This window comes from Rhodopseudomonas palustris (assembly GCF_034479375.1).
Classification (GTDB): Bacteria; Pseudomonadota; Alphaproteobacteria; order Rhizobiales; family Xanthobacteraceae; genus Rhodopseudomonas; species Rhodopseudomonas palustris_M.
Genome location: NZ_CP140155.1, coordinates 2,525,913 through 2,537,902 on the forward strand (window position 1 = coordinate 2,525,913; position 11,990 = coordinate 2,537,902).

Genomic DNA, 11,990 nt, shown 5'->3' on the forward strand with positions numbered 1-11,990 from the left:
TTGCGACCAAGGACGACTCGTTCCGCCAGCCCACGCGTTTGTTATGCGCAGGCTTTGCACCGCGATCCAATGCCGTGTTTCAGGGGATAAGTCGAGCGCGTCGTTGCGGTCCAACGAATCGCCGCGTGGCGCGAGGGCGGCCTCGACGCCCTCGCCGCGATTCGTGGCGTCGCGATTATCGCAGGAGCTGCAGCACGCTCTGCTGCGACTGGTTGGCCAGCGCCAGCGCCGAGACCGCGATCGACTGCCGGGTCGACAGCGCCTGGCTGTTCGCGGCTTCCTCGTTGGTGTCGGCGAGCGTCAGGTTCGACGAGCCGGTCTGCAGCACGTTGATCAGGTTCTTGGCGAAGTCCTGCCGGATCTGCACGATCGACAGGTTGGAACCGTAGGACGACGCCTGCGACCGCAGCGTGGTCGCCGCGGTGTTGAGCGAGGCGAGCGTCTTGTTGGTCGAGGCGTTGTCGATGAAGTCGACGCCGGACACCAGCGTCGGCAGGCCGAGCGCCGCCGGGCTCAACGCGGTGCCGACGATGTTCAGCGTCGACTTGCCGGTCTCGTTGAACACCAGCTTCAGCGTGTCGCCGTTCAGCAGGTTGACGCCGTTGAACGACGCGTCCTGCGACGTCGTGGTGATCTGCTGGATGACGTTGTTGTACTGCTCGACCAGCTTGGCGCGCGCCACCTGCGCGGTGACGTCCGGTTCCGGCGGGTTCGGCGTGGTGAAGCTCAGCGTCGCCGTGATGGTGCCGCCGAGCGTGCCGCCGTCGGCGGTCGAGCCGAGCGTCGCCGAGGCGTAGTCGTTGTTCGACGAGATCGTCAGCTTTCCGTTGGCGTCGATCTGCGCGATCATGTTGTTGGTCGCGAGCTTGGTGTTGAGCTGCGACAGCGTCTTGACGGTGCCGCCGGTGCCGTCGCCGAAGGTGACGCTGACCGGGGTGCCGCCCTTGAACGAGGTGAAGGTCAGGGTCTTGCCGCTGACGCCGCCGGTGCCGGACGAGCGCGACGCCTTGAACTCGGTCGAGGTGCCGGTGTTGCCGGCGAGGCCGAGCGCCAGCATCGCGTTGCCGGTGCCGCTGATGGTGAGGTCGGAGGCGCTGCCGGTCGAAACCTTCAGCGAGCCGCTGGACAGCGACGAGTTGGCGGAGCCGGTCTGCGTCGTCAGCGTCGCGCCGCTCTGCGACAGCGTCGCCGACTGCACGCCGGTGGCGAGGTCGATCGCTCTCAGCACGTCGGCCATGGTGCCGCCCTGCAGATACACGGTCGAATTGCCGAGGCCGTCGGTCTCGACATTCCCGGTGACGCCGGTGTGGCTGGCCGAGGGAAGCGGGACCGGCGCATTCTTGAAGGTGATGAGCTTGCCGTTGACGTTCAGCGTCGAGCCGTCCTCGATAAGCGTGCCGATGGTACCGGCGCCGGTCGAGCGGGTGGCGGTGAGCGTCGCCGGGCCCGGTCCGGTCGAAGCGGTCAGGTTCAGCGAGCTCAGGAAATCGGCCGGGCCGGTGATGCTGAGATCGGCGCCGGTCGAGGTCTGCAGCGTCACCGCGCCGCCGGCGGAGATCTGCGACGGCGTGCCGTTGGCCGCGAAGGTCGCGACGCCGTTGGCGATCGTCGCCGACTTGACGCCGCTGGCGAGGTCGATCGCGGTCAGCACGTCGCCGACGGTGGCCGAGGTGTAGGTGTTGCTCGTCCCCATGTAGATCGTCGAATTGCCCGACGTATCCGTGACGATGTTGCCGAGCACGCCCGAACCGACGAGCAGCCCCGCGGCGCTCGGCGGATCGCTCGCCTTGAAGGTCACGGACTTGCCGTTGACCGTCAGCGTGGTGCCGTCGGCGATCGCCGGGCCTAGGCCGCCGACCGTATTGAACAGCTTGGTGGTCGCCGTGATCGGCGTGGCGGCGCCGGTGCCGAGCGGGACCGTGACGCTGACGCCGAAGCCGAGCTTGGCCAGCACCGTACCGCCCGAGGTGTCGCTGACCGAGAGCTCCCGGTTGGTGCCGGTATGGAGCTGGATGTGGCCGTTGGCGTCGACGACCGACGGGTTGCTGGTGTTGCCGTTGATGGTGTCGACGGTCGCCAGCAGCGCGCTGATCGGCTGGTTGATGCCGATCGTGTAATTGCCGTTGGTGTCGGCGGTGGCCGAGCCCGTGGTGGTGAACGTGATGTTCTTGCCGTTGACCACGATGGTGTCGCCGGCCTGCGGGCCGGTCGGCGTCACGGTCGAGCCGTTGGTCAGCGAGCTGATCAGGTCCGCGCTGGTCGCGGTCGCCGTCGCCGTGCCGGTGTAGAGCACGCCGCCGGTGGCGGTGGCGTCGGCCGCGACCGCCTTGGTGATGTTGGTGCCGCCGATGCTGCCGACGCCGCCGCCGAGCGTATCGGTCAGCGACACGCCGTTGGTGCCGCCGGCGGTGCCGTCATAGACCACGTTGCTGGTGGCGGTCGCGCTTGCGAATGTCTGAGTGCCGCGCAGATCGTCCGGAGTGGCGCCCGCGATGGTCGCCGAGACGTTGGATTTGGTCGAGTAGCCGACGTTCGACTGCAGCGCCTGATTGGCGATCGACTTGGCGGTGTCGATCAGCTTGTTCAGTGAGGTGATGCCGGTGTTGGCCGCCTGCAGGATCTGGACGCCGTTGCTGATGCCGTCGAGCAGGTTGTTGATGTCGCTGGCGCGGCTGTCGAGCCCTGCCGCGGTGAAGAAGTTGGTCGGGTTGTCGAGCGCGGTGTTGACCTTCTTGCCGCTGGCAAGCCGGTTCTGGGTGGTCGAGAGCAAATCCGCCGTCGATTGCAGCGAAAGCAGGTTCTGACGAACCGCTGCCGAGAGAACCACATCAGACATGGTGCAAACCTTCCTGATCCGCGCTGGGCGGCGACTTCAGTCGCGCGCTGCTGCTTGCGTCGAGGGCCGTTGCCGCGACGCTTGCCGGTTGTGTTTAGACGCCTGTTCTGGAGAGGGACCTCGGCACGCACATACGCGGGTGCGGTCCGGATCAACGCGGCCGATTCTCGGCCAACCTTCTTCCTGAGCATCGAGACTATGGCCGCCGGGCTTTAAAATATGGTTAACAGCGCATTAAGGCCGGCACGGAGACAAAAACTTCAACAATATCAACGTCGATCATTTGCCGAGCCTTCCGCTGGGCCGGCCGCCGGGGTCCCAAAACGGCGCTGATTCGCCCTGTCGGCGGCGCTGCCGGCCTCGGCGTTAAGGCATTGTTGAGGGTCGGTCCGGGCGCATGCCGGGATCGTATGGTTAATGAATATTTTACGCGGGCATCCGAGTATCCGCGCGATCTACACGATCGTCTCCGAGGTGCGTAGGATCGCCCGACGAGCAGTCTTCCTCAGGCCGATTCGGAAACGCCATGCAGCCCGGACGCAACAAGGCCTCCAGCGCCTCGCCGCCATACGACAAATCCTACGAGCCCGTGCTGCTGCTGATGCGGGCGCGGGTGATGCACCAGGCCGGGCAATACGACGAGGCGAAATCCGCCTACAAGAAGGTGCTGAAGAAGAGCCCGAACAATTTCCAGGCGCTGCACTTTCTCGGCCTCGCCGAATATCAGACCGGCCATTTCGACGCCGGAATCCGTTCGCTGAAGCGCGCGCTGATCGAAGATCCGAAATCGGCGCAGGCGCAGTCCGACCTGGGCAGCGTACTCAACACGGCGCAGCGCTACGACGAAGCGCTGGCCGCCTGCGACAAGGCGATCGCGCTGGATCCGGCGCTGGCCTTCGCCCACGCCAATCGCGGCAACGTGCTGATCACGCTCGGCCGCTACGACGACGCGGTCGCCAGCCTCGACCGGGCGCTCGAACTCGTTCCGGACCACGCCGACACCTGGAACGACCGCGGCAACGCGCTGCACAAGCTCGGCCGCTACGACGAGGCGCTGAACAGCTACGCGCAGGCGATCACAATCGATCCGCTTCACGACGTCGCCTTCATGAACCAGGCGACCACGCTGAAGGAGATGAAGCAGTTCGACCTGGCGCTGGCGAGCTACGACCGCGCGCTGTCGATCGGCAAGCGACCGATGGACGCCGGCATCGCTCGCGCCGATCTGCTCCTGCAGATGAAGAACGTCGAAGGCGCATTGGCGACCTGCACCGCGCTGCTGAAGATCGAACCCAACTCCGTGCCCGCCCTGACGCTGCTCGGCAATTGCATGGCCTCGCTCGGCGACGCCGACACCGCGACCGCGCTGCACGGCCGCGCGCTGGCGCTGAAGCCGGACTACGAGCCGGCGATTTCCAGCCGGATCTTCTCGATGGATTTCTGCTCCGACGCCGACTTCCAGTCGCAGCAGGCCGCGCGTGCGGACTGGTGGAAGCATGTCGGCGCGCGGCTCTACAAGAGCCATGCGGCGCCGTTCGCCAATGATCGCGATCCCGAGCGTCGCCTCGTGGTCGGCTATGTCTCGGCCGATTTCCGGCAGCATTCCGCGGCGTTCTCGTTTCGCCCGGTGATCGAGAATCACGACCGCACCCACTTCGACGTGATCTGCTATTCCGGCGTGGTGCTGCCCGATCAGGCCACCAAATCGTTCGAGGCGATCGCCGACCAATGGCGCGACTCCTCGCAATGGACCGACACCAGGCTGGCCGAGACCATCCGCGCCGACAAGGTCGACATCCTGATCGACCTGTCGGGTCACTCGGCGGGCAATCGGCTGCGCGTGTTCGCGCGAAAACCCGCGCCGGTGCAGGTCACCGCCTGGGGCCACGCCACCGGCACCGGCCTGCCGGTGATCGACTATCTGCTCGCCGATCCCGTCGCCGTACCGAACGAAGTGCGGCAGTTCTACGCCGAGGCGATCTACGACCTGCCCTCGATCGTGATCATCGAGCCGCCGCCGGCGGGACTGCAGTCGCCCGAACTGCCGTTCGACCGCAACGGCTATCTGACTTACGGCTCGCTCAACCGCATCAGCAAGATCTCGGATGCCGCGATCGCGGTATGGTCGAAGATCATGTCCGACAATCCGGCGTCGCGCTTGATCTTGAAAGATCACCAGATCGACGATCCCGCGGTGCGCCAGACGCTGCTCGACAAGTTCGCCGCGCAGGGCGTCGGCGCCGGCCGCATCACTTTGCTCGGCTCGACCACGCGGCAGGAACATCTGCAGACGCTGCGACAGATCGATCTCTGCCTCGATCCGTTCCCGCAGGCGGGCGGCGTCTCGACCTGGGAAGCGCTGCATATGGGCGTGCCGGTGGTGAGCAGGCTCGGCAACACCGTCGCCAGCCGGGTGGGCTCGGCGATCCTGGCGGCCGCGGGCCTGCCCGAATTCATCGCCACCAGCGAAGAACGCTACATCGAGATCGCCCTCGATCCCGACCGCGAGCGGCTGCGCTCGATCCGCCGCGGCCTGCCCGCCTTCATCGCCGAGCGCTGCGGCCCCGCCGCCTACACCCGCGCCGTCGAAGACGCCTACCGCACAATGTGGCGCCGCTGGTGCGCGACGCCGGCGGAGGCGAAGCCTGCGGACGGCAAGCGGCGCTGATCGCAGCACGCTTGATAATAGGCTGTTACTTTCGTCATGGCCGGGCTCGTCCCGGCCATCCACGTCTTTGACGCCAGTTACGTCTCGGCGTCAAAAATCGATTTGGTTGGCAACTCATCACAACAAGCACAACCTCATGGTGAGGAGGCGCGAAGCGCCGTCTCGAACCATTGGCCGCGGGCACCCGTGGCCTCATCCTTCGAGACGCCCGGCTTCGCCGGGCTCCTCAGGATGAGGACTCAGTGCATTTGGCTGAGGCATATTGCTTCGATGCCGCATCAACGTCGCAGGCGCGATCTCAAACGCCCGCACCGCCGCTGTGCTTCGGCGGCGCGCCCGGGACGAACGCCGGCACGATCATCTCGCGCGCGATCAGCGCATCGTCGATCGCCGGCATCTGGCTTTCCAGCGGCGCGCCGAATTTCAGGACCGGATACAGCTTCTGCGCGGGATTGATCTCGACATTGCAGAACACCGGTCCCTTGCGCGCATAGACCTCGCGCAGCTTGGCGGCGATGTCCGCGCTGCGGCTGATCGTGACCACCGGCAGATCCATCGCCTCGGCGACCTTGACGACATCGACGAACGACAATCCGCTCGGCGCGTCGACGCCGACATAGTTGCCGTCGAGCCAGGTCTCCAATGTCTGCTTCTGGATGCCGTGGCCGTGATTGTTGAACAGGAACAGCCGCACCGGCAGCTTGTGCCGCGCCAGCAGCGCCAATTCGCCGAGCGACAGCATGAGGCCGCCGTCGCCGATGATGCAGCTCACGCCGCCACGGGCCTGCACCGCCGCGCCGATCGCGGCCGCCAGCGCGTAGCCCATCGCGGTGTTGTTCCAGTCGGAAATCAGCCGCTGGCCGCGCTGGATGCGGAAGCCGTTGCAGGTCCAGGTCAGATTGCCGCCGGTGTCGACATAGATCAACTCGTCGGCGGGCACGGCGTCGCTGAGCTTGTCGACGAAGTCGTAGGCATCGACGAAGCCGGCATTGGCGGGCGCGGGACCAGGGCGATCGTCCGGCAGCGCGGCGCGCCAATGCGCGATCTTGGCCAGCCATTCGTCGCGCGGCGGTGCGGCCTCGAGCGCGCCGAGAAGCTTCGGCACGAAGGCGTCGAGCTGCGCCTCGATCCGCGTCGCGACGGCGATGCCGCGCGCGTCGAACTTGTCCATCTCGCCGCGGCTGGCGTCGACCATCACGATCGTTGCCGCGCGCGCGAACGACGGCAGGATGCCGCCGGTGACGTTCTGCGACAGCCGGCTGCCCAGACAGAGAATGAGGTCGGCGTTCTGCACGGTGAAATTGCCGAGCCGCGGCCCGTAGACGCCGAACGGCCCGACCCGCAGCGGATGATCATGCGCGATCAGATCGGTCGCGGCCCAGGTCGTCAGCACCGGCATGCCGAGCCGGTCGATCAGCTGATCGAGCATCGATCCGATCCGCGGCGTCGACAGCCCGCCGCCCAGAACCAGCACCGGGCGTTTCGCCTGCGCGATCAGCGGCAGCAATGCGGCGATCTCGGCGTCAAGATCGATCGTGGCGATCTGCGCCTCCGGCACGAACGACGCCAGCGCCTCCGGATCGACCTCGGCGCGCTGCAGATCGTCCGGCAGATCGATCAGCACCGCGCCGGGCCTGCCTTCGAAGGCGAGGTGATAGGCCTTCTCCAGATGATAGCGGATCGTCGCGGGATCGCTGATCTGCACCGCGTATTTCGTCACTGTGGCGAAGATCGAGGTGACGTCGGTCTCCTGAAAGCCGAGCTGGCGCACGTCGTTCTTGCCCTTGAGCCGATGCGTCGCGACCTGCCCGGTGATCATCAGCGTCGGCACCGAATCGTAGTAAGCGCAACACACGCCGGTGAGCAGATTGGTCGCGCCCGGCCCGGACGTGGTGATGGCGACGCCCAGCCTGCCGGTGGCGCGCGCATAGCCGTCGGCGGCGATCGCCGCGGCCTGTTCGTGCTGCGGGAAGATCGGCGTGACGTCCGGATGCTTCGCGGCGGAATCGAACATGTGCACCGCCGCCCCGCCGGAGATGCCGAACACATGGCTGACGCCGCGCCGCGCGAGGAAATCGATGACGTAGTCGGACAGCTTCACGCGAACCTCCTGGCGCTCACCGGCGCGCTCAATTGCCGTGCCGCCGCAGCTTGTAGATGTTGGTGTCGGCTTCGAGCCGCGCGACCAGCGCCGCGCCGCCGTCGCGCCAGCCGTCATGCACCACGGAAACATTGCGCCCGCCGGTTGCGGCGCGGCCGGCGCCGAATGCCCATTCGATGCAGCCGAAAATATCCTCGATGCTGGTGCCCTGCTCGCCGCTGTCGAGAAACGCCAGCGTGCGGCGCAGATTGACGCCGGCGTCGTCGCCGGCCTCGACGGTCTGGCGATGGATCTTGGTGTTGACCCAGCCGGTGCCGACCGCGATCGCGTGCACGTCCGGATACTCATCGTCGAGCAGTTCACACAGCTTGACCAGCATCATTTTGCCGAGACAATAGGCCGAGTAGTTGCGGAACGGCCCATTGATGCCGCCGCCGACCAGGAACGCGACCTTCGCGACGGCGCCGGTCCGACGCAGCGGATAGAGCGCGTGCAGCAGCCGCATCTGCGCCACCGCATTCAGCGACAGCGACGCTTCCCAATCGTCGAAATCGCGGCCGAAGAAATCGCCGATCGGCGAGAGTTGTCCCGCCGCGCTGATGAAGCGCTCCCAGGGCTTGTTCAGCGCCGCGATCTCGGCACCCGCACGCCGCACGCTGCCAGCGTCGGACAAATCGCAAGGCACCAGATGAATGCCCGCGTCGGCTTTCAGCTCGTCGAGATTGCCGGCCGAGCGATACGTGCCGATCACCTCGAGACCCTGCGCGCGATACAGCTTCGCCAGCTGCACGCCGATGTCGCTGGAGATCGCCGCGATGATCACGCTGCCCGGCATCTAACGCCCTCCGCCATAGGCTGTCGCAGCGGCCCGCGCGAACGCGGTCGCCAGCGCGCCATCGTTGTTGGTCATCAGCCCGTACCACGGATCGTCGCCACTCGTCATTGCGAGCGAAGCGAAGCAATCCAGCCCTGCAGGCGAGGCGTGGATTGCTTCGTCGCTGCGCTCCTCGCAATGACGGCGAGAGGCCTCGAACTGCCCCGCCGCCAGCGGATAGTCCAGCTGCGCAAGCGCCAGGCTCGCCGGCGTGCCGATGTCGCGGTGATAGTCGGCGTTGTGAAATGAGAAGATCCGGCCCATGAACACCGGCAGGACTTCAGTGGAGAAATCGACCACGGGCTTGCCGAGCGAGGCAATGAAATCGATCACCTCGGGCTCGATCACATAGACCGCCGCGTTGGCGAGGTCGCCCTTCGGCTGCTGCGGCTTCTCGTCCATCTGCAGCACGCGCCTGTCCGCATCCAGGGTGAGAATGCCGCAGCTCTGCGGATGATCGGTGACGAAGCTCATCATCGTCATCGCACAATCGAGCGGCCGGGCGCGATGCGCGGCGAGAAAATCGCCCGGCGCAAACAGGCTGAGATTGTCGGCATGGGCGAACAGCGTCGGGCCGCCGGCGAAGCGCGCACGATGATGCAGCAGCGTGCCGCCGGTGCCGAGCAGCGTCTTTTCATGCGCGAGGATCACGTGCTCGGCCCACGGCGAGCGGCGAATGTACTCGCTCACTAAATCGGCGTGGTGATGCAGATTGACGACGATCTCGGAAAAGCCGGCGTCGCGCAGCATCGCCAGCCACAGCCCGAGCAGCGGCCGGCCGGCGATCGGCATCAGGCATTTCGGCAGCACCTGCGTCAGCGGATGCAGCCGCGTGCCGAGCCCGGCCGCCACCAGCAGCGCTTTCGCGGGCGCGCTCACGCGTCCAGTTCCTTAATGATATCGGCGGCGGTGACCGGAATGTTGCCGATGCGGCCGACCTGGCACGCCGCGGCGATCGAGGCGAGATAGGCGCTGCGCCAGATGTCGGTGCCGACTGCCAGCGCGAGCCCGGCGCAGACGAAGAACGAGTCGCCCGCCCCCGCTGCGTCCTTCGGCGCGGTGTTGAACGCCGGCAGCCGATCGGTCAGCACCGAGCCGCGACCGGCGGCGGCGTGCACCAGCAGGCCTTCGGCGGCGAGCGTGAGGATCACGTTCTTGGCCTTTGCCTTCTGCCGCAGCGCCTCGACCAGCACCACCAGACCGGAGTCGAAATCACGCAGCGCCAGCCGCGCCTCGCGCTCGGTCGGCTTGATCAGCAGCATGTTGCGGAAGCGCGAGATGTCGCCGACCTGCGACGACGACTGGCTGTCGGCGACCATCGGGATCGACCGCTCGCGGCACAGCGCCGAGATCGCCTCGACCAGCTTGGTCGGCAGGCAGCCATAGTTGAAGTCCGAGAACACCACGAGGTCGGTCGTCGGCAGCTTGTCGCGCACCGTCGCCAGCATGCTGTCCTGCAAGTCGACGTCGATGTCGTGCTGCTTGAGATGGCTGACGCGCAGCAACGTCTTGTTCCCCGCGCGAAAACGCTGCTTGCACGTCGTCGGCCGGCTCTCGTCGGTGAGGATCGTCGCGTCGACGTTGTAGGAGGCCAGCCGCTCGCGCGCGAGATCAGCCATCGCGTCCTTGCCGCCGACGGTGAGCAGGCTGACCGAACAGCCCATCCCCGCGGCGTGGCCGGCGACGATGCCGGCGCCGCCGACGAACAACTCGCGCAGCACCGGCGTGACCACGATGGTCGGGTCCTCCTGCGACATGCCGAGCGGATCGCAGGCGATGTATTCGTCGACGATCAGATCGCCGATCACCAGCACCTTCAGCGTCGGGAATTTCGCCAGCACGGTCTTGAGATCGGCGACGTCGAAGCGATGCCGGCGCGGATAGTCCAGCGGCTTGAAGATCGACGACGGGTTGAACTCGCGGAATTCGCGCCGGATCAGATCGAGCGAGGAGAACGCCACCTCGCCGGAGGAAAACAGCAGCCGCCCGCCGTAGGAATCCAGCACCGGCTTCTCGGGATTGTCGGCGCCCTCGTGCTCCTTGCCCTTCACCACCACCGCGGGCTTCAGCGCGGCGACGACGTCCTCGGGCCTGTCGCGCAGCAGGAAGGCGTGATCGACGAAGCCGATCGCGTGCACGCCTTCGAGCCGCAGATCGCTCGGCAGCATCCAGTCGTAGCCGGGATCGGCGACGACGCCGACGACGAGAACATCGCCGCATTCGGCGGCGAATTTCAAGAGCCGCAGATGGCCGGGATGGACGATGTTGAAATTGCCGGAGACGAACACGATGGCGCGGTCGGGCCCGGCCTCGGCCCGGATCTGCTGCAGCATCGCTTCGGTCTCGGGATGCAGCATCGCGGTCATCCCAGCGCCGCATCGATTTCGATCAGCGGCCGCACGCTGCGGCGCTGTTCGAGATCGTCGAGGGCGTCGTTGATTTCGTCGAGCGCGTAGCGGCGGCTGAATAGCGATGCCAGCGGCAGCTTGCCGTCGCGGAACAGACCGGCGAGCAGGTCGATGTCGCGGTCCGGATTGGCGTCGCCGCCCCAGGTGCCGAGGATGCGCTTGCCGCAGATCAGCTCGAACGGATCGAGCGCGATCTTCTCGCCGCTGCGCGGATGCGAGGCGAACACGCACAGCCCACCGAACCGGCGCGTGGCGTCGAACGCCTGCTCGATCACTTTGACCAGCCCCGCCGACTCGATCGCATAATCGACACCGAGCCCGCCGGTCAGCTCGCGGACCGCGGCGACCGGGTCCTGCTGCGACGCGTCGATCGTCGTGGTGGCGCCGAGCTCGCGCGCCATGTTGAGCTTCGCCGGCTCGACATCGACGGCGATCAGTTGCTTGCAGTCGAAGAGCTTGCAAGCCATCAGCGCCGACAGCCCGATGCCGCCGAGGCCGAACACCGCGAGCGTGCTGCCCGGCTGCGGCTTGGCGATGTTGATGACGATGCCGGCGCCGACCGGCAGCGCGCAGCCGAACAGCACCGCGACGTCCATCGGCAGGCCTTGCGGCAGCAGCGTCACGCGGTTCTCCGCCACCACGGCGTATTCGTTGAAGGTCGTCACCGCGCCGGCATTGACGAAGCCGTCGCCGGCTTTGTAGCGGATGCCTTGCGCGTCGGAGCCCTTGCCCTTGATCCAGCCGAGAATGACGCGGTCGCCCGGCTTGACCTTGCTGACGCCGGCGCCGGTCTCGACCACGACGCCAGAGCCTTCGTGTCCCAGCATATGCGGCAGATAGCGATCGACGCCGCGGCCGCCGCGCGCCTCCATCACCTGACTGTGGCAGACGCCGGAATAAGCCAGCTTGACCAGCACCTGCCCGGCCGCGAGCGGCGGCGCCTCGACGGTCTCGATCCGTAGCGGCTGATTGAGCTCGCGGAGAACGGCGGCGCGGAAGGTCACGAGCATCGTTGCCTCCGCAGTATTTCAGCCTGCCCTCTCCCCGTCATTGCGAGCGCAGCGAAGCAATCCAGAGCGCCGCGTGCGGAGCACCCGGATTGC

The 11,990-nt window shown here is 66.7% G+C and carries 7 protein-coding genes; 1 reads left to right on the plus strand and 6 read right to left on the minus strand.

Annotated elements, in window-relative coordinates; all coding sequences use genetic code 11:
* Positions 1 to 175: 175 nt before the first annotated feature.
* Positions 176 to 2,836 carry a DUF1522 domain-containing protein gene (locus tag SR870_RS11500; RefSeq protein ID WP_322518087.1) on the minus strand — a complete coding sequence of 887 codons (2,661 nt, stop codon included), beginning with the start codon at positions 2,834 to 2,836 and terminating at the stop codon, positions 176 to 178.
* Positions 2,837 to 3,362: 526 nt separating this feature from the next.
* On the opposite strand from SR870_RS11500, the gene SR870_RS11505 reads away from it, so the two are divergent.
* Entirely contained in the window at positions 3,363 to 5,504 is a 2,142-nt protein-coding gene (locus tag SR870_RS11505; RefSeq protein ID WP_322518088.1) for a tetratricopeptide repeat protein, read from the plus strand.
* A 298-nt stretch (positions 5,505 to 5,802) separates the two neighbouring features.
* On the opposite strand, the gene SR870_RS11510 is transcribed toward SR870_RS11505, so the two are convergent.
* From SR870_RS11510 to SR870_RS11530, 5 genes are read right to left on the minus strand one after another with little or no spacing between them, the layout of a single operon-like run.
* Positions 5,803 to 7,722: a thiamine pyrophosphate-binding protein gene (locus SR870_RS11510; RefSeq protein WP_322518089.1), complete on the minus strand. Its 1,920-nt coding sequence runs from the start codon at positions 7,720 to 7,722 to the stop codon at positions 5,803 to 5,805.
* Complete coding sequence (locus tag SR870_RS11515; RefSeq protein ID WP_322518090.1) at positions 7,634 to 8,440, minus strand: SDR family NAD(P)-dependent oxidoreductase; 807 nt, start codon at positions 8,438 to 8,440, stop codon at positions 7,634 to 7,636. Before SR870_RS11515 ends, SR870_RS11510 begins: the two co-directional genes overlap by 89 nt.
* Complete coding sequence (locus tag SR870_RS11520) at positions 8,441 to 9,358, minus strand: nucleotidyltransferase family protein (RefSeq protein WP_322518091.1); 918 nt, start codon at positions 9,356 to 9,358, stop codon at positions 8,441 to 8,443.
* Complete coding sequence (locus SR870_RS11525) at positions 9,355 to 10,836, minus strand: PfkB family carbohydrate kinase (RefSeq protein WP_416221163.1); 1,482 nt, start codon at positions 10,834 to 10,836, stop codon at positions 9,355 to 9,357. The genes SR870_RS11520 and SR870_RS11525 overlap by 4 nt, the downstream gene beginning before the upstream one ends.
* Before the next feature lie 5 nt (positions 10,837 to 10,841).
* On the minus strand, positions 10,842 to 11,897 hold the full coding sequence (locus SR870_RS11530) for a zinc-binding dehydrogenase (protein ID WP_322518093.1): 1,056 nt from the start codon (positions 11,895 to 11,897) through the stop codon (positions 10,842 to 10,844).
* Between the last annotated feature and the right edge of the window lie 93 nt (positions 11,898 to 11,990).